The following is a 17,663-nucleotide window of genomic DNA, read 5'->3' on the forward strand; positions in this document are numbered from 1 at the left end:
TTCAGCGCCGGGTAAATCAGCGGTTAGTGTGCGTTCACCACAACCCACATTGGCCCCTGCCCTACCGCATAGCGGCCTTTTTCATGCAGCAGCCCCTGCTCGCCGACAATTTCGTATACCGAGATATGGTGCGATTTTTGCCCGGCAGCAATCAGATATTTGCCACTGTGATCAACATTAAAGCCGCGCGGCTGAGTTTCCGTTGGCTGGAAGCCTTCTTTACTCAACACGCTGCCATCTTCCGAAACGCTGAAAACGGTAATCAGACTGGCGGTACGGTCGCAGGCGTATAAATGACGACCATCCGGGGTGATATGAATATCTGCCGCCCAACGGGTGTCGGAGAAGTTTTCCGGCATCATATCCAGCGTCTGGACACATTCGATATTGCCGTGCGGATCTTTCAGTTCCCAGACATCCACTGAGCTGTTTAACTCATTGACGCAATATGCATATTGTTCGTTTGGATGGAACACCATATGACGCGGACCGGCCCCTTCAACGGTAGTCACTTCTGCGGGGTCCTGCGCCACCAGATGACCGTCATCGCTGACCGTAAACAGGCAAATACGATCCTGCTTTAATGCCGGAACCCACAGCGTACGGTTATCTGGTGAAATATTGGCGGAATGGCAACCGTCCAGTCCCTCAACTACATCGACAACGCCCACTGGCAGGCCATCTTCCAGACGCGTTACGCTCACGTTACCCGCATTGTAAGAACCTACAAAGACAAACTGCCCATGGTGATCGGTGGAAATATGCGTCGGGCTACCCGGCAGCGCAGACTCTGCGGCAAAGGTCAGTGCGCCATCGTCCGGGGCGATACGATACGCCAGGACGCGAAACTCAGGGCGAACACCAACATAGAGATAACGTTTATCCGGGCTGACCACCATCGGCTGCACCTGCCCCGGCACATCGACAACCTGTGTCAGCGTCAGCACGCCTTCATGATTCAGGTTCCAGACGTGAATTTGCTGGCTCTCAGGGCTGGCGATATAAACTGTTTGCTTCATGAATGCTCCTTTGCATTTAGCAACTGACTTTAACAGCTAAAATTAGTCGCTTTTGGCGGTGAATGCTGAATTAAAACGCAGAATTTTGTCCAATAGTGGTATCGGTGTACCATTCGCGCAGACGAAAATTCTTAACCTTAATCTGGAAAACGCCATGACCACACGCGTGATTGCTCTCGACTTAGACGGCACCTTATTGACCCCGAAAAAGACTCTGCTTCCCTCATCGATTGAAGCGCTTGCCCGCGCTCGCGAAGCAGGTTACCAATTGATTATCGTCACGGGTCGCCATCACGTCGCTATTCATCCTTTTTATCAGGCGCTGGCGCTGGATACACCTGCTATTTGCTGTAATGGCACCTATTTGTATGATTATCATGCAAAAACTGTGCTTGAAGCCGATCCAATGCCCGTTAACAAAGCCCTGCAACTCATTGAGATGCTGAATGAACACCACATTCACGGTCTGATGTATGTGGATGACGCAATGGTCTATGAGCATCCGACCGGACATGTCATTCGCACGTCTAACTGGGCGCAGACTTTGCCGCCGGAACAGCGCCCGACTTTCACACAAGTCGCTTCTCTGGCTGAAAAGGCGCAACAAGTTAACGCCGTGTGGAAGTTCGCTCTGACGCACGATGACCTGCCGCAGTTACAGCATTTTGGTAAGCATGTTGAACATGAGTTGGGTCTGGAGTGTGAATGGTCCTGGCACGATCAGGTTGATATTGCACGCGGCGGCAACAGTAAAGGCAAACGCCTGACGAAATGGGTTGAGGCGCAAGGCTGGTCGATGGAAAACGTAGTCGCATTCGGCGATAACTTCAATGATATCAGTATGCTGGAGGCTGCCGGAACGGGTGTAGCGATGGGCAATGCCGATGACGCGGTAAAAGCACGCGCCAATATCGTGATTGGTGACAATACCACCGACAGCATCGCCCAGTTTATTTATAGCCACCTGATTTAATCAGGCGGTTATCGACACACTTTTAATTTGCGCGTATAGCCACAGGCCAGGTTTGATCGCCAGTTCATCCCTGGCCCACGGGCTTATTCGCGCCCACAGCGTTTTACCGCCGACTTCCAGTTCCACTTCCACCTGGCCGTTATCATCATAGCTATTGACGACTTTTGCGCGCAGCACATTGCGGATGCTGGTTTGTTGCGGCGGTTGTAAAACCAGAGAAACATCGGAAGCCTGGATGCGGATGCGTAGCGCGGCTTGCAGCGGTTCATCCAGCTTATTAACCCATAAATGCTGATCGCCCAGCGCCAGCGCGGTCATTGCGTAACGCGGATGATGTTCCAGTACCGTTACTTTCAGAATGCTGCTTTGTTGTTCTTTCGGCAGCCACGGATTCATCACGCTACTGCCCCACACTTCTTCCAGCGCCCCGAAAGCTTTCACCTGGCCGTTTTCCAGTACCATCACTTTGTCCGCCAGATGGAGGATTTCATCCAGCGAATGACTGACATACAGCATCGGAATGTTGATTTCCCGCGTCAGCCGTTGCAGATAAGGCAATAGCTCGCGTTTGCGCGGAAGATCCAGCGACGCCAGTGGTTCATCCAGCAATAATAATTCCGGAGCCGTCAGCAATGCCCGACCAATTGCCACACGCTGTTTTTCGCCTCCGGACAGGCTGCCCGGTAAACGGTCAAGCAACGGTTCAATGCCTAAAAGCGCCACCAGCTTATCAAACTGATCGACCATACTTTTCGACATGCCGTAGCGCAGATTGCCACGCACTTTGTAATGCGGGAACAGCCGTGCATCCTGAAACACATAGCCAACGCGACGCTTTTCCGGCGTCAGGCAGATACCTTTTTCGGCATCATTTAGTACCCGACCATTGAGGACAATCCGCCCTTTTTGCGGGCGCGTCAGTCCACTAATGGCGTTAATCAGCGAAGTTTTTCCGGCACCGGAGACGCCAAAGATAGCAGTGATGCCATTGGCGGGCAGCGTTTCATTAATGGTCAGGCAATGGTTGCCCAAGGTCTGGGAAAAATTCAGTTCCAGCATGATTAGCGCCCCGCCCGTTCACGGCTGATTCTGGCCAGCCATTCTGAAATCAACAGGGAGATCATCGCTAGCGCAATAGAAATAATGCACAGTCTCGCTGCGCCACTTTCACCGCCTGGGGTCTGGATCAGGGTATACATGGCAGAAGGAATGGTTCGCGTTTCACCTGGAATGTTAGAAACAAAGGTGATGGTTGCGCCAAATTCACCGAGCGAACGGGCGAAAGCCAGTACTGTACCGACGATAATTCCCGGCAACGTCAGCGGTAACGTGATAGTAAAGAAAACGCGCCAGCGCCCGGCCCCCAGCGTTCTTGCGGCCTGTTCCAGTTTGACATCAACCCCTTCCAGCGCCAGACGAATCGCCCGCACCATCAACGGAAAAGACATGACTGCGGCAGCGAGAACCGCGCCGCGCCAGCTAAACGCGAAGGTAATGCCAAACCAGTCATACAGGCGTTCGCCGATAAATCCGCGCCGTCCCATAGAAACTAACAGCAAGTAACCGACAACCACGGGCGGTAACACCAGCGGTAGATGCAGTACGCTGTCGAGCAGAGCTTTGCCCGGAAACGTGCAACGCACCAGTAACCAGGCAAAAAAGATCCCAAACGGCAGGCTAAACAGCACAGCCAGGGAAGAAACTTTCAGGCTTAATAAAACCGCCTGCCATTCTGGATCGGTCAGTATCATTACTTAGTTGTAAATCCGTAACGTTTAAAGATTTCCGCAGCCTGCGGTCCCTTCAGATAATCGTAAAATGCTTTCACTGTCGCGTTGTTATGCCCTTCCACGACGGCAACCGGATATTCCACTTTTTTATGCGAATCTTCCGGGAAAGTGGCGACCACTTTTACCCCTTTGCTGGCAACTGCGTCAGAACCGTAGACAATACCCAGCGGCGCTTCATTACGTTCGACCAGCGCCAGCGCCCCACGAACATCTTCTGCCGGAGCCAGTTTCGGGGAGAGCGTATCCCATGCGCCCAGTTTTTGCAGAGCTTCTTTCGCATAAATGCCAGCCGGAACATGTTCCGGATCGCCAACCGCCAGGCGGCCGCCATTCAGCAGAGAGGTCCAGTTAGTTTTGCTGTCGATGGTGAAATCTTTCTGCTCGCTGGCTTTCGGTGCTACAACGACCAGGCTATTGCCGAGCAATGTTTGACGCGTGGCGGTATCAATTCCTTTTTTATCAATTGCATAATCCATCCATTTCTGATCGGCAGAAATAAACAGATCCGCAGGCGCACCTGCTTCAATCTGACGAGCCAGAGTAGAAGAGGAGGCGAAAGAAGAAACGACGTCTACGCCTTTCTCTTTTTTATACTGCGTAGCGATATCCTGCATCGCGTTGGTCAGTGATGCTGCGGCAAAAACCGTGATTTTCCCTTCATCCGCCAACACATTGCCAGCAACAGTGAAAGAGAGCGCCGCCCCGGCAAACAGGTTTAACCATTTACGAGCCATTTGTAACCCCTTTATTTAACGTTATGTAGGCGTCAATATAGCGGTAAGTTCAGAATTTTCCCAGCAGTTATTGTTAACCTTTGAGAGGTAGATAGAAAAAATATCGGCAGGAAAAGCAGGAAGTTGAGAAAAAGAAAATGCCCGACTCAGCGGGCATTCATGGAATCAATGATTTTGTCCGGGCTGGTCTTTTTTACCAACACCAGAAAAGATGTTGAATACTTCACCAAGACCGTAAATCAGACCCAGGATGATGGCCATCACGACAGGTACCATGATTACGGCGAATACCAGACTTTTTAATAACTCTAACATGGTCAACTCCAGATGTAGTCCTGTGACTATTCTAACCGTTAAGCACAGAAAAGCACTCCCCTTTTGTGCGGTCAGCTTTGCGTGGCGCGCATTTTCCGTCACAATAAGATTTTTGCCAGGACATTGTTATGCAGGCCGAAATCCTTCTCACCCTTAAGCTTCAACAAAAGCTCTTTGCCGACCCACGCCGCATTTCGCTACTAAAACACATCGCGCTTTCCGGTTCCATCAGCCAGGGGGCGAAAGATGCCGGTATCAGCTATAAAAGCGCCTGGGATGCCATTAACGAAATGAATCAGTTAAGTGAGCATACGCTGGTTGAACGCGCTACGGGCGGAAAAGGCGGTGGCGGTGCTGTGCTGACCCGCTATGGTCAACGACTGATTCAGCTTTACGATCTTCTCGCCCAGATCCAGCAAAAAGCCTTTGATGTGTTAAGTGACGATGACGCCCTGCCGCTGAACAGCCTGCTGGCCGCGATCTCACGTTTTTCACTGCAAACCAGCGCCCGTAACCAGTGGTTCGGTACCATCACAGCCCGCGATCATGATGACGTTCAACAGCATGTTGATGTCTTACTGGCCGACGGCAAAACACGCTTAAAAGTCGCGATTACCGCGCAAAGTGGCGCGCGTCTGGGGCTGGATGAAGGCAAAGAAGTGTTGATTCTGCTGAAAGCGCCGTGGGTGAACATTACCCAGGATGACACCGTAGCCCAGAGTGCCGACAACCAATTGCCGGGCATTATTCGCCATATAGAGCGCGGCGCAGAACAGTGCGAAGTATTAATGGCGCTACCCGACGGGCAAACCTTGTGCGCCACGGTGCCGGTAAATGAAGCGGCTTCTCTTGAGCAAGGACAGAATGTCACGGCCTACTTTAATGCCGACAGCGTGATTATCGCCACACTGTGCTAAGCGTGTTGACAATTTGTTATGAAACACGTATCCCTGTCAGTAATCGCTGCAAAAAATGGGATATAAAATGTCATCGTTGCAAATTTTGCAAGGCACGTTTCGTCTTAGCGACACAAAAACGCTGCAATTGCCTCAGCTAACGTTAAACGCGGGCGATAGTTGGGCGTTTGTCGGTTCGAATGGAAGCGGGAAGTCGGCGCTGGCCCGCGCGCTGGCCGGTGAACTTCCGCTTTTGAAAGGTGAACGGCAAAGCCAGTTTTCCCACATCACTCGTCTCTCCTTCGAGCAATTGCAAAAGCTCGTCAGTGACGAATGGCAGCGGAATAACACCGATATGCTCGGCCCTGGCGAAGATGACACCGGGCGCACCACGGCTGAGATCATTCAGGATGAAGTTAAGGATGCACCGCGTTGTGCGCAACTGGCGCAGCAGTTCGGCATTACCGCCCTGCTCGACCGACGTTTTAAATATCTTTCCACTGGCGAGACGCGAAAAACCCTGCTCTGTCAGGCGCTGATGTCGAAGCCTGACTTATTGATTCTTGATGAACCGTTCGATGGTCTTGACGTTGCCTCACGTCAGCAGCTGGCAGAATTACTCGCCTCGTTACATCAGTCCGGTATTACTCTGGTACTGGTGCTCAATCGCTTCGATGAGATCCCGGAATTTGTCCAGTTTGCTGGCGTGCTGGCGGATTGCACGTTAGCGGAAACTGGCGCTAAAGAGGAACTGCTCCAGCAAGCACTCGTCGCGCAACTGGCGCATAGCGAACAGCTTGAAGGTGTGCAACTGCCGGAGCCGGATGAACCTTCAGCACGTCACGCCTTACCCGCCAACGAACCGCGCATTGTGCTGAACAACGGCGTGGTTTCTTATAACGATCGCCCCATTCTTAATAACCTTAGCTGGCAGGTGAATCCTGGCGAACACTGGCAAATTATCGGGCCAAATGGCGCGGGAAAATCGACATTATTAAGCCTGATTACTGGCGATCATCCGCAAGGTTACAGCAACGATTTGACGCTTTTCGGCCGACGTCGCGGCAGCGGCGAAACCATCTGGGATATTAAAAAGCATATCGGTTACGTCAGCAGTAGTTTGCATCTGGATTACCGGGTCAGCACTACCGTGCGTAATGTGATCCTTTCTGGCTATTTTGATTCGATTGGCATTTATCAGGCCGTTTCGGATCGCCAGCAAAAGCTGGTGCAGCAGTGGCTGGATATTCTCGGCATTGATAAACGCACGGCTGACGCCCCTTTCCATAGTCTTTCCTGGGGACAGCAGCGTCTGGCGCTGATCGTCCGCGCGCTGGTGAAACATCCAACGTTGCTTATTCTCGATGAACCATTGCAGGGGCTTGATCCGCTCAATCGCCAGCTTATCCGCCGTTTTGTTGATGTGCTGATTAGCGAAGGTGAAACGCAATTGTTGTTTGTTTCGCACCACGCTGAAGATGCGCCTGCCTGTATTACCCATCGTCTGGAGTTCGTGCCGGACGGTGACCTTTATCGTTATACACTCACCAAAATTAACTAAGTCTGTAATGCTGGCTGTGCCGGATGCGGCGTAAACGCGTTATCCGGCCCACGGTTCGACGCATCCAGGCATGAAACCGCATCTTTTTTTTCAGATAAAAAGCGCAATCATTCATAAACCCTCTGTTTTATAATCACTTAATCGCGCATAAAAAACGGCTAAATTCCTGTGTAAACGATTCCACTAATTTATTCCATGTCACACATTTCGCATCTTTGTTATGCTATGGTTATTTCATACCATAAGCCTAATGGAGCGAATTATGAGAGTTCTGGTTACCGGTGGTAGCGGTTACATTGGAAGTCATACCTGTGTGCAATTACTGCAAAACGGTCATGATGTCATCATTCTTGATAACCTCTGTAACAGTAAGCGCAGCGTACTGCCTGTTATCGAGCGTTTAGGCGGCAAACATCCAACGTTTGTTGAAGGCGATATCCGTAACGAAGCGTTAATGACCGAGATCCTGCACGATCACGCTATCGACACCGTGATCCACTTCGCCGGGTTAAAAGCCGTTGGCGAATCGGTACAAAAACCGCTGGAATATTACGACAACAACGTCAACGGTACTCTGCGTCTGATTAGCGCCATGCGCGCCGCTAACGTCAAAAACTTTATTTTTAGCTCCTCCGCCACCGTCTATGGCGATCAGCCCAAAATTCCATACGTTGAAAGCTTCCCGACCGGCACACCGCAAAGCCCTTATGGCAAAAGCAAGCTGATGGTGGAACAGATCCTCACCGACCTGCAAAAAGCCCAGCCGGACTGGAGCATTGCCCTGCTGCGCTACTTCAACCCGGTTGGCGCGCATCCGTCGGGCGATATGGGCGAAGATCCGCAAGGCATTCCGAATAACCTGATGCCGTACATTGCCCAGGTTGCTGTAGGCCGTCGCGACTCGCTGGCAATTTTTGGTAACGATTATCCGACCGAAGATGGTACTGGCGTACGCGATTACATCCACGTAATGGATCTGGCGGACGGTCACGTCGTGGCGATGGAAAAACTGGCGAACAAGCCTGGTGTACACATCTACAACCTCGGCGCAGGCGTCGGCAGCAGCGTGCTGGACGTGGTTAATGCCTTCAGCAAAGCCTGCGGCAAACCGGTTAACTATCATTTTGCACCGCGTCGCGAGGGCGACCTTCCGGCCTACTGGGCGGACGCCAGCAAAGCCGATCGCGAACTGAACTGGCGCGTAACGCGCACACTCGATGAAATGGCGCAGGACACCTGGCACTGGCAGTCACGCCATCCACAGGGATATCCCGATTAAGGAACGACCATGACGCAATTTAATCCCGTTGATCATCCACATCGCCGCTACAACCCGCTCACCGGGCAATGGATTCTGGTTTCACCGCACCGCGCTAAGCGCCCCTGGCAGGGGGCGCAGGAAACGCCAGCCAAACAGGTGTTACCTGCGCACGATCCAGATTGCTTTCTCTGCGCAGGTAATGTGCGGGTGACTGGCGATAAAAACCCCGATTACACCGGGACTTACGTTTTTACCAATGACTTTGCGGCCCTGATGTCTGACACGCCAGATGCGCCAGAAAGCAACGATCCTTTGATGCGTTGCCAGAGCGCGCGCGGTACCAGCCGGGTGATCTGCTTTTCACCGGATCACAGTAAAACGTTGCCAGAACTGAGCGTTGCGGCATTGACGGAAATCGTCAAAACCTGGCAGGAGCAAACCGCAGAACTGGGGGAAACGTACCCATGGGTGCAGGTCTTTGAAAACAAAGGCGCGGCGATGGGCTGCTCTAACCCGCATCCGCACGGACAGATTTGGGCAAATAGCTTCCTGCCTAACGAAGCTGAGCGCGAAGACCGCCTGCAAAAAAAATATTTTGCCGAGCAGAAATCGCCAATGCTGGTGGATTATGTTCAGCGCGAGCTGGTAGACGGTAGCCGTACCGTTGTCGAAACCGAACACTGGTTAGCCGTAGTGCCTTACTGGGCTGCCTGGCCGTTCGAAACGCTACTGCTGCCCAAAGCCCACCTTTTACGGATCACCGATTTGACCGACGCCCAGCGCAGCGATTTGGCGCTGGCGTTGAAAAAGCTGACCAGTCGTTATGACAACCTCTTCCAGTGCTCCTTCCCCTACTCTATGGGCTGGCACGGTGCGCCATTTAATGGCGAAGAGAATCAACACTGGCAGCTGCACGCGCACTTTTATCCGCCTCTGCTGCGCTCCGCCACCGTACGTAAATTTATGGTCGGTTATGAAATGCTGGCAGAAACCCAGCGTGATCTGACGGCAGAACAGGCAGCAGAGCGTTTGCGCGCAGTCAGCGATATCCATTTTCGCGAATCCGGAGTGTAAGAAATGAGTCTGAAAGAAAAAACACAATCTCTGTTTGCTAACGCATTTGGCTACCCTGCCACTCACACCATTCAGGCGCCTGGCCGCGTGAATTTGATTGGTGAACATACCGACTACAACGACGGTTTCGTTCTGCCCTGCGCGATTGATTATCAAACTGTGATCAGTTGTGCACCACGCGACGACCGTAAAGTTCGCGTAATGGCAGCCGATTATGAAAATCAGCTTGACGAGTTTTCCCTTGATGCGCCCATTGTCGCGCATGAAAACTATCAATGGGCTAACTACGTTCGTGGCGTGGTGAAACATCTGCAACTGCGTAACAACAACTTCGGCGGCGTGGACATGGTGATCAGCGGCAATGTGCCGCAGGGTGCCGGGTTAAGTTCTTCCGCTTCACTGGAAGTCGCGGTCGGAACCGTATTGCAGCAGCTTTATCATCTGCCGCTGGACGGCGCACAAATCGCGCTTAATGGTCAGGAAGCAGAAAACCAGTTTGTAGGCTGTAACTGCGGGATCATGGATCAGCTAATTTCCGCACTCGGCAAGAAAGATCATGCCTTGCTGATTGACTGCCGCTCACTGGGGACCAAAGCAGTTTCCATGCCGAAAGGCGTAGCTGTGGTCATCATCAACAGTAACTTCAAACGTACCCTGGTTGGCAGTGAGTACAATACTCGCCGTGAGCAGTGTGAAACCGGTGCGCGTTTCTTCCAGCAGCCAGCCCTGCGCGATGTCACCATTGAAGAGTTCAACGCTGTTGCGCATGAACTGGACCCAATCGTGGCGAAACGCGTGCGTCATATTCTGACTGAAAACGCCCGCACCGTTGAAGCAGCCAGCGCGCTGGAGCAAGGCGACCTGAAACGTATGGGCGAGTTGATGGCGGAGTCTCATGCCTCTATGCGCGATGATTTCGAAATCACCGTTCCGCAAATTGACACTCTGGTCGAAATCGTAAAAGCTGTGATTGGCGACAAAGGTGGCGTACGCATGACCGGCGGCGGATTTGGCGGCTGTATCGTCGCGCTTATTCCGGAAGAGCTGGTGCCTGCCGTACAGCAAGCTGTCGCTGAACAATATGAAGCAAAAACAGGTATTAAAGAGACTTTTTACGTGTGTAAACCATCACAAGGAGCAGGACAGTGCTGAACGAAACTCCCGCACTGGCACCCGATGGTCAGCCGTACCGACTGTTAACTTTGCGTAACAACGCAGGGATGGTAGTCACGCTGATGGACTGGGGTGCGACTTTACTTTCCGCCCGTATCCCGCTTTCCGATGGCAGCGTCCGCGAGGCGCTGCTTGGCTGCGCCAGCCCGGAATGCTACCAGGATCAGGCCGCATTTCTTGGGGCCTCTATTGGTCGTTATGCCAACCGTATCGCCAATAGTCGTTATACCTTTGACGGTGAAACCGTGACGCTGTTGCCAAGTCAGGGCGTCAACCAACTACACGGCGGCCCGGAAGGGTTCGACAAACGCCGCTGGCAGATTGTGAACCAGAATGATCGTCAGGTACTGTTTGCCCTGAGTTCAGATGATGGCGATCAGGGCTTCCCGGGTAATCTCGGCGCGACGGTGCAATATCGTCTGACCGACGATAACCGTATCTCTATTACTTATCGCGCCACAGTTGATAAACCTTGCCCGGTGAATATGACTAATCACGTCTATTTCAACCTCGACGGCGAGCAGTCTGACGTGCGCAATCACAAGTTGCAGATTCTGGCGGACGAATATCTGCCGGTTGATGAAGGCGGCATTCCGCACGACGGCCTGAAATCTGTCGCCGGAACGTCTTTTGATTTCCGCAGCGCCAAAATCATCGCCAGTGAGTTTCTTGCCGACGACGATCAGCGCAAAGTGAAAGGTTACGATCACGCGTTCTTGTTACAGGCCAAAGGCGATGGCAAGAAAGTGGCGGCGCATGTCTGGTCAGCAGATGAAAAATTGCAGCTGAAGGTCTACACCACCGCTCCGGCTCTGCAATTCTACTCCGGCAACTTCCTCGGTGGCACAGCGTCGCGGGGAACCGAACCTTACGCCGACTGGCAAGGGCTGGCTCTGGAAAGCGAGTTTCTGCCGGACAGCCCGAACCACCCTGAATGGCCGCAACCGGACTGCTTCCTGCGTCCTGGCGAAGAGTATTCCAGCCTGACGGAATATCAGTTTATTGCTGAGTAATGTTAAGCCCTCGTCATGAGGGCTTTATCCTCGTATTGTTCAAATCACCAGCAAATACCGACATATTTGCAACTCAATATTCACAACAACCTTACACTGCGACACTATTTTCGCTATGGTTATGCGTAAGCATTGCTGTTGCTTCGTCACGGCAATATAATGAGAATTATTATCATTAAAAGATGATTTGAGGAGTAAGTATATGGCTGTAACTAAGCTGGTTCTGGTTCGTCATGGCGAAAGTCAGTGGAACAAAGAAAACCGTTTCACCGGTTGGTACGACGTGGATCTGTCTGAGAAAGGCGTAAGCGAAGCAAAAGCAGCAGGTAAGCTGCTGAAAGAGGAAGGTTACAGCTTTGACTTTGCTTACACCTCTGTGCTGAAACGCGCTATCCATACCCTGTGGAACGTGCTGGACGAACTGGATCAGGCATGGCTGCCCGTTGAGAAATCCTGGAAACTGAACGAACGTCACTACGGTGCGTTGCAGGGTCTGAACAAAGCGGAAACTGCTGAAAAGTATGGCGACGAGCAGGTGAAACAGTGGCGTCGTGGTTTTGCGGTGACTCCGCCGGAACTGACTAAAGATGATGAGCGTTATCCGGGCCACGATCCGCGTTACGCGAAACTGAGCGAGAAAGAGCTGCCGCTGACTGAAAGCCTGGCGCTGACCATTGACCGCGTGATCCCTTACTGGAATGAAACCATTCTGCCGCGTATGAAGAGCGGTGAGCGCGTAATCATCGCTGCACACGGTAACTCCCTGCGTGCGCTGGTGAAATATCTCGATAACATGAGCGAAGAAGAGATTCTTGAGCTGAATATCCCGACTGGTGTGCCGCTGGTGTATGAGTTCGACGAGAACTTCAAACCGCTGAAACGCTATTATCTGGGTAATGCTGACGAGATCGCGGCGAAAGCAGCTGCTGTCGCTAACCAGGGTAAAGCGAAGTAAACGTCATTCGTTTAATAATGAGAAAGCCGACTGCAAGTGAGTCGGCTTTTTTGTTGCTAACAATGGAGCACATTGCCTGATGCGACGCTGCGCGTCTTATCAGGCTTACGGTGACTCATCGGATACGCCACTCTGGCGGCGTATCCGATAATTAAACCTTACCCGCGACGCGCTTTTACTGCGTTCGCCAGTTGGCGTAACAGAGCATCGGTATCATCCCAGCCAATACAGGCATCGGTGATGCTCTTGCCATAAGCCAGCGGCTCGCCACTCTCCAGACTCTGATTGCCTTCAACCAAATGACTTTCCACCATCACACCAATAATGGCTTTTTCGCCACCAGCAATCTGCTGGCAAACGTCAGCACACACATCCATCTGCTTTTGGAATTGTTTGGACGAGTTGGCATGGCTGAAATCAATCATCACTTGTGCTGGCAGGCCTGCTTTGTTCAGCCCTTCTTTCACTTCAGCAACGTGCTTCGCGCTGTAGTTAGGCTCTTTACCGCCGCGCAGAATGATATGGCAATCGCCGTTACCGCTGGTATTCACAATCGCCGAATGACCCCATTTGGTCACTGAAAGGAAGCAGTGCGGCGCACCGGCGGCATTAATGGCATCGATAGCCACTTTAATCGTACCGTCTGTGCCATTTTTGAAACCTACCGGGCAAGAAAGACCAGATGCCAGTTCGCGGTGCACCTGCGATTCCGTAGTACGTGCGCCAATTGCGCCCCAGCTCATCAGGTCAGCGAGATATTGTGGGGTGATCATGTCGAGAAACTCACCCGCCGCTGGCAGACCGCTGTCGTTAATATCAAGCAGCAATTTACGGGCAATACGCAGACCGTCGTTGATCTGGAAGCTGTTATCCATATGCGGATCGTTAATCAGCCCTTTCCAGCCCACCGTGGTACGCGGCTTTTCAAAATAGACGCGCATTACGATTTCCAGGTCGTCTTTTAGCTCTTCACGCAGCGCCAGCAAGCGAGTGGCATACTCTTTAGCCGCGACAGGATCATGAATTGAGCACGGACCAATCACCACTAACAGGCGATCATCATTACCTTTCAGGATCTTATGGATCGCTTTTCGGGCATGGGCAACCGTATTCGCGGCATTTTCAGTAGCAGGGAATTTTTCCAGCAGTGCGACAGGAGGAAGTAACTCTTTGATTTCTTTGATGCGTAAATCGTCGTTCTGATAATTCATGTCTGTTCCAGTGTTGCCATACTTATCTTGGTGAATGCAATCCTTCCAATCTATATCTTCCGTCAGAATGTGTAAACGGGGTTTTACACTATGGACGGAATAATCCTGGAATCGGCAAGAAATACGCCATATTGTCGCGAAAAACGAGATCTCTCCTACAATTTCTAACTGTAACTTCTTTGTTTATTAATTATTTCAAGATTCTCTGCTGGATTTCTTTGCCTGGCTGAAATCTTAAACCATTGCCTGATATTCACCTGCAAATGCACTGTTGGAAGAGGTTATCCGACATAACGACCATAACAGGAGCATCCTATGAAAATGACAAAACTGGCCACACTATTTTTGACTGCCACTCTAAGCCTTGCCAGCGGCGCCGCACTGGCTGCCGATAGTGGAGCGCAAACCAACAACGGCCAGGCAAACGCCGCGGCAGATGCGGGCCAGGTTGCCCCGGACGCCCGTGAAAATGTCGCGCCAAATAACGTCGACAATAACGGGGTAAATACCAACTCGGGCGGCACAATGCTGCATCCGAATGGTTCATCCATGAACAATGACGGCATGACCAAAGATGAAGAGCACAAAAATACCATGTGCAAAGACGGTCGCTGCCCGGACATCAATAAAAAGGTACAAACCGGTGATGGCATCAATAATGATGTCGATACCAAAACCGACGGTACTACGCAGTAAGCCAGGATATATGGCTGATAATGGGAGAGCGGAGGCTCTCCTTTTTAATTTTTCCCTTCTAAAAGAAGTATGATGTCATAAAGTTAAGTGAGATAAATTAAGGGATGACTCGTCATGGCGCACTCACACACTTCCCCACACCTGCCAGAAGATAATAATGCTCGTCGCTTGTTGTATGCTTTCGGCGTGACTGCCGGGTTTATGCTGGTAGAAGTCATTGGCGGTTTTCTTTCCGGTTCTCTGGCATTGCTGGCTGATGCCGGACATATGTTGACCGATACTGCCGCCCTGCTTTTCGCCCTACTCGCCGTGCAATTTTCACGTCGTCCTCCCACCATTCGCCACACTTTCGGTTGGCTAAGATTGACCACGCTCGCGGCGTTTGTGAATGCCATCGCCCTGGTGGTGATTACGATTTTGATTGTCTGGGAGGCGATAGAACGTTTCCGCACGCCGCGTCCGGTTGAAGGCGGTATGATGATGGCGATTGCCGTGGCGGGATTGCTGGCAAATATACTTTCTTTCTGGCTACTTCATCACGGTAGTGAAGAGAAAAACCTCAACGTGCGAGCAGCGGCACTGCATGTGCTTGGGGACCTGCTGGGTTCCGTTGGCGCTATCGTCGCCGCGTTGATAATTATCTGGACCGGCTGGACACCTGCGGACCCCATTCTCTCGATACTCGTGTCGCTTCTGGTTCTACGCAGCGCGTGGCGATTATTGAAAGACAGCGTGAATGAATTACTTGAAGGTGCGCCCGTTTCGCTGGATATTGCTGAAATGAAACGCCGCATGTGCCGGGAAATCCCGGAAGTCCGCAATGTGCACCATGTACATGTGTGGATGGTGGGCGAAAAGCCAGTGATGACGCTGCATGTGCAGGTGATCCCGCCACACGATCACGATGCCTTGTTAGATCAGATCCAACACTATCTGATGGATCACTATCAGATTGAGCACGCCACCATCCAGATGGAATATCAACCTTGTCATGGGCCAGACTGCCACCTGAATGAAGGGGTGTCTGGCCATTCACATCATCACCATTAATGGGACAGCGCGCGTGAACCTCTTTCGCGTGCGCTGTTGATCCACATCCGGCTGCCGTTGAGGGCAATAAAGGTCAGGATCAGATACTCCAGCGACATGGCATAGACGCCCTGCAAGGCGAAAATCACCACGCTAATCACGTTAATGATGACCCACAATAACCAGTTTTCGACGTATTTACGCGTCATCAGAATCATTGCCACGATGGAGAGTACCATCATGCAGGAGTCCCAGAATGGGAAGGCGTCCGGTTGCAATTCTGGCATCACTACCTGCAAACCCAATGCTTGCATAATCGTGACTGCCACGCGGGTCAAAAATGCAAACACCGGATTGATAAATACCGTCATCAGACCAATCGAAACAACGCAAACCGCCAACCAGCTTAGCGCCTTCGGCAATGGCAACCAGCGAATTTTCAACTCAGTTTCATGTTGACTGGTTTGTCGCGACCAGGCATACCAGCCATAAATGTTAGCGGCAAAGAAAAACACCTGTAACAGCAGGCTGGCATACAGCTGAATCTGAAAGAAAATAATGCCAAACAGGGTAACGTTGATCAGGCCAAAAAAGTAGTTACTGATCTTCTCCAGACTGGCAAGGCCAATACACAGTAACCCGGCGATCGTCCCCACCGCTTCGATCCATGAGAGATCGTAACCGCCAGCACCGATCGGTATATGAACCAGAATGTTCTGTGTGCTAAAAAAATCCATCTTTCCCCCAATGCGTAGCGTGACGCCTTATTGTCAGTTATCCACGTAGTGTAGCCGCAAAATCCAGCATGCGGTTGAGCGGCACCAGCGCCCTCTCTCGCAGATTTTCGTCAACATGAACCTCGTGATTGCTTCCTCCCTGTTCCAGCGCCTCTGCGATGGCCTGAAGGCCATTCATTGCCATCCACGGACAATGAGCGCAACTTCGACAGGTAGCGCCCTCGCCTGCGGTTGGCGCTTCCAGCAATTTTTTATCTGGCACTGCCTGCTGCATTTTGTAGAAAATGCCCCGGTCAGTCGCCACAATCAGTTGCTGATGCGGCAATGTTTTTGCAGCGTTAATCAACTGACTTGTGGAACCAACAGCATCGGCCATATCGACAATAGCTTGTGGTGACTCCGGATGCACCAGTATGGCAGCATCGGGGTACTGTTTTTGTAATTGGGTTAACGCCTGAGTCTTAAACTCGTCATGAACGATACAGGCGCCTTGCCAGCATAAGATGTCTGCGCCTGTCTGTTTTTGCACGTAACGCCCCAAATGTTTGTCTGGTGCCCAGATAATTTTTTCACCCAAGCTATCCAGATGATCAATGAGTTCGACGGCAATGCTTGAAGTTACCACCCAATCTGCACGCGCTTTTACCGCAGCAGAAGTGTTGGCGTAGACAACGACAGTACGATCGGGATGGGCATCGCAAAATGCGTTGAATTCTTCAATCGGACATCCGAGATCCAGTGAACATTCAGCCTGAAGTGTTGGCATCAGAATTGTTTTTTCCGGGCTGAGAATTTTGGCAGTTTCCCCCATAAATCTCACCCCAGCAACTAACAGCGTAGAAGCGGGATGCTTAGCACCGAAGCGGGCCATTTCCAGAGAATCAGAGATACAGCCACCGGTTTCTTCAGCCAGCTGTTGAATTTCGGGATCGGTATAGTAGTGGGCGACCATCACCGCATTACGTTCTTTCAGCAGACGTTTTATTTTCTCGCGATAATACGCTTTTTCATCAATGCTTAACGGCGTTGGCTTCGGGGGGAAAGGATATATCGCCGTTTCAGGATCAAACATCACGCTCATTTGTCCATCTCGTTTTACAGGCTTAACGTTAAAACCGACATAAGCGTGATATTCGCTATTATCGGCGTAATTTGTTTTATATGCTAAACAAGATAGTCGAATGGTGGGGAAAAGTCACTCGAATTACGTATGAGATGCCGAATGC

General features: G+C 51.5%; 18 protein-coding genes. 10 read left to right on the top strand and 8 right to left on the bottom strand.

Features of this window, described 5'->3' with window-relative positions; all coding sequences use genetic code 11:
• Positions 1-23 precede the first annotated feature (23 nt).
• On the bottom strand, positions 24-1,019 hold the full coding sequence (gene pgl / locus D9741_RS16695; RefSeq protein WP_130209934.1) for a 6-phosphogluconolactonase: 996 nt from the start codon (positions 1,017-1,019) through the stop codon (positions 24-26).
• Between the two features lie 154 nt (positions 1,020-1,173).
• On the opposite strand from pgl, the gene ybhA reads away from it, so the two are divergent.
• Positions 1,174-1,992 (top strand): bifunctional pyridoxal phosphate/fructose-1,6-bisphosphate phosphatase, encoded by an 819-nt coding sequence (ybhA, locus tag D9741_RS16700; RefSeq protein ID WP_130214925.1) that lies wholly within the window; start codon positions 1,174-1,176, stop codon positions 1,990-1,992.
• Here the strand turns inward: ybhA and modC are convergent, their stop codons facing one another.
• The 4 genes from modC to acrZ form a co-directional block, all read right to left on the bottom strand.
• Positions 1,993-3,051 (bottom strand): molybdenum ABC transporter ATP-binding protein ModC, encoded by a 1,059-nt coding sequence (gene modC / locus D9741_RS16705; protein ID WP_130209932.1) that lies wholly within the window; start codon positions 3,049-3,051, stop codon positions 1,993-1,995.
• A gap of 2 nt (positions 3,052-3,053) precedes the next feature.
• Positions 3,054-3,743 (bottom strand): molybdate ABC transporter permease subunit, encoded by a 690-nt coding sequence (gene modB / locus D9741_RS16710; RefSeq protein WP_000604034.1) that lies wholly within the window; start codon positions 3,741-3,743, stop codon positions 3,054-3,056.
• Positions 3,743-4,516, bottom strand: coding sequence for a molybdate ABC transporter substrate-binding protein (modA, locus tag D9741_RS16715; protein ID WP_130214927.1), 774 nt, complete (start codon positions 4,514-4,516; stop codon positions 3,743-3,745). Before modA ends, modB begins: the two co-directional genes overlap by 1 nt.
• Before the next feature lie 165 nt (positions 4,517-4,681).
• A complete protein-coding gene (acrZ, locus tag D9741_RS16720) occupies positions 4,682-4,831 on the bottom strand; it encodes a multidrug efflux pump accessory protein AcrZ (RefSeq protein ID WP_000891515.1) in 150 nt (49 codons plus the stop codon).
• 128 nt (positions 4,832-4,959) lie between these two features.
• Here acrZ and modE point away from each other — a divergent pair, with 128 nt between their 5' ends.
• The 7 genes from modE (at position 4,960) to gpmA (ending at position 12,764) form a co-directional block, all read left to right on the top strand.
• A complete protein-coding gene (gene modE / locus D9741_RS16725) occupies positions 4,960-5,748 on the top strand; it encodes a molybdenum-dependent transcriptional regulator (protein WP_130214929.1) in 789 nt (262 codons plus the stop codon).
• Positions 5,749-5,815: 67 nt separating this feature from the next.
• Positions 5,816-7,288 carry a molybdate ABC transporter ATP-binding protein ModF gene (gene modF, locus D9741_RS16730; protein ID WP_130214931.1) on the top strand — a complete coding sequence of 491 codons (1,473 nt, stop codon included), beginning with the start codon at positions 5,816-5,818 and terminating at the stop codon, positions 7,286-7,288.
• Between the two features lie 262 nt (positions 7,289-7,550).
• The gene (galE, locus tag D9741_RS16735; RefSeq protein WP_001265443.1) at positions 7,551-8,567 is read left to right on the top strand and encodes a UDP-glucose 4-epimerase GalE; all 1,017 of its coding nucleotides are present in this window, start codon (positions 7,551-7,553) and stop codon (positions 8,565-8,567) included.
• A 9-nt stretch (positions 8,568-8,576) separates the two neighbouring features.
• Positions 8,577-9,623, top strand: a complete 1,047-nt coding sequence (gene galT / locus D9741_RS16740) for a galactose-1-phosphate uridylyltransferase (RefSeq protein WP_130214933.1) — start codon at positions 8,577-8,579, stop codon at positions 9,621-9,623.
• A 3-nt stretch (positions 9,624-9,626) separates the two neighbouring features.
• Complete coding sequence (gene galK, locus D9741_RS16745; protein WP_000053408.1) at positions 9,627-10,775, top strand: galactokinase; 1,149 nt, start codon at positions 9,627-9,629, stop codon at positions 10,773-10,775.
• Complete coding sequence (galM, locus tag D9741_RS16750) at positions 10,769-11,809, top strand: galactose-1-epimerase (protein WP_130214935.1); 1,041 nt, start codon at positions 10,769-10,771, stop codon at positions 11,807-11,809. Before galK ends, galM begins: the two co-directional genes overlap by 7 nt.
• A gap of 202 nt (positions 11,810-12,011) precedes the next feature.
• Entirely contained in the window at positions 12,012-12,764 is a 753-nt protein-coding gene (gene gpmA / locus D9741_RS16755; protein WP_001295305.1) for a 2,3-diphosphoglycerate-dependent phosphoglycerate mutase, read from the top strand.
• A gap of 158 nt (positions 12,765-12,922) precedes the next feature.
• On the opposite strand, the gene aroG is transcribed toward gpmA, so the two are convergent.
• Positions 12,923-13,975 (bottom strand): 3-deoxy-7-phosphoheptulonate synthase AroG, encoded by a 1,053-nt coding sequence (gene aroG / locus D9741_RS16760; protein ID WP_130214937.1) that lies wholly within the window; start codon positions 13,973-13,975, stop codon positions 12,923-12,925.
• A 315-nt stretch (positions 13,976-14,290) separates the two neighbouring features.
• Here aroG and D9741_RS16765 point away from each other — a divergent pair, with 315 nt between their 5' ends.
• Both D9741_RS16765 and zitB read left to right on the top strand, forming a co-directional pair.
• Positions 14,291-14,671 (top strand): YbgS-like family protein, encoded by a 381-nt coding sequence (locus D9741_RS16765; protein WP_064530615.1) that lies wholly within the window; start codon positions 14,291-14,293, stop codon positions 14,669-14,671.
• Between the two features lie 114 nt (positions 14,672-14,785).
• Complete coding sequence (zitB, locus tag D9741_RS16770) at positions 14,786-15,721, top strand: CDF family zinc transporter ZitB (RefSeq protein ID WP_130214939.1); 936 nt, start codon at positions 14,786-14,788, stop codon at positions 15,719-15,721.
• Here zitB and pnuC read toward each other — a convergent pair.
• Both pnuC and nadA read right to left on the bottom strand, forming a co-directional pair.
• Positions 15,718-16,437: a nicotinamide riboside transporter PnuC gene (gene pnuC, locus D9741_RS16775; RefSeq protein WP_130214942.1), complete on the bottom strand. Its 720-nt coding sequence runs from the start codon at positions 16,435-16,437 to the stop codon at positions 15,718-15,720. The two genes, zitB and pnuC, sit on opposite strands and share 4 nt — an antisense overlap.
• A gap of 37 nt (positions 16,438-16,474) precedes the next feature.
• Positions 16,475-17,518, bottom strand: a complete 1,044-nt coding sequence (nadA, locus tag D9741_RS16780) for a quinolinate synthase NadA (protein ID WP_130214944.1) — start codon at positions 17,516-17,518, stop codon at positions 16,475-16,477.
• Positions 17,519-17,663 lie beyond the last annotated feature (145 nt).

It is taken from the genome of Escherichia sp. E14V7 (genome assembly GCF_004212225.1).
Lineage (GTDB): Bacteria > Pseudomonadota > Gammaproteobacteria > Enterobacterales > Enterobacteriaceae > Escherichia.

What these genes read in the sequence shown, in the direction of transcription:
- aroG (WP_130214937.1), bottom strand. Translation starts at nt 13,975, where the DNA reads ATGAATTATCAGAACGACGATTTACGCATCAAAGAAATCAAAGAGTTA.
- acrZ (WP_000891515.1), bottom strand. Translation starts at nt 4,831, where the DNA reads ATGTTAGAGTTATTAAAAAGTCTGGTATTCGCCGTAATCATGGTACCT.
- modA (WP_130214927.1), bottom strand. Translation starts at nt 4,516, where the DNA reads ATGGCTCGTAAATGGTTAAACCTGTTTGCCGGGGCGGCGCTCTCTTTC.
- ybhA (WP_130214925.1), top strand. Translation starts at nt 1,174, where the DNA reads ATGACCACACGCGTGATTGCTCTCGACTTAGACGGCACCTTATTGACC.
- modC (WP_130209932.1), bottom strand. Translation starts at nt 3,051, where the DNA reads ATGCTGGAACTGAATTTTTCCCAGACCTTGGGCAACCATTGCCTGACC.
- zitB (WP_130214939.1), top strand. Translation starts at nt 14,786, where the DNA reads ATGGCGCACTCACACACTTCCCCACACCTGCCAGAAGATAATAATGCT.
- modF (WP_130214931.1), top strand. Translation starts at nt 5,816, where the DNA reads ATGTCATCGTTGCAAATTTTGCAAGGCACGTTTCGTCTTAGCGACACA.
- D9741_RS16765 (WP_064530615.1), top strand. Translation starts at nt 14,291, where the DNA reads ATGAAAATGACAAAACTGGCCACACTATTTTTGACTGCCACTCTAAGC.
- galK (WP_000053408.1), top strand. Translation starts at nt 9,627, where the DNA reads ATGAGTCTGAAAGAAAAAACACAATCTCTGTTTGCTAACGCATTTGGC.
- gpmA (WP_001295305.1), top strand. Translation starts at nt 12,012, where the DNA reads ATGGCTGTAACTAAGCTGGTTCTGGTTCGTCATGGCGAAAGTCAGTGG.
- modB (WP_000604034.1), bottom strand. Translation starts at nt 3,743, where the DNA reads ATGATACTGACCGATCCAGAATGGCAGGCGGTTTTATTAAGCCTGAAA.
- galE (WP_001265443.1), top strand. Translation starts at nt 7,551, where the DNA reads ATGAGAGTTCTGGTTACCGGTGGTAGCGGTTACATTGGAAGTCATACC.
- pgl (WP_130209934.1), bottom strand. Translation starts at nt 1,019, where the DNA reads ATGAAGCAAACAGTTTATATCGCCAGCCCTGAGAGCCAGCAAATTCAC.
- galT (WP_130214933.1), top strand. Translation starts at nt 8,577, where the DNA reads ATGACGCAATTTAATCCCGTTGATCATCCACATCGCCGCTACAACCCG.
- nadA (WP_130214944.1), bottom strand. Translation starts at nt 17,518, where the DNA reads ATGAGCGTGATGTTTGATCCTGAAACGGCGATATATCCTTTCCCCCCG.
- modE (WP_130214929.1), top strand. Translation starts at nt 4,960, where the DNA reads ATGCAGGCCGAAATCCTTCTCACCCTTAAGCTTCAACAAAAGCTCTTT.
- pnuC (WP_130214942.1), bottom strand. Translation starts at nt 16,437, where the DNA reads ATGGATTTTTTTAGCACACAGAACATTCTGGTTCATATACCGATCGGT.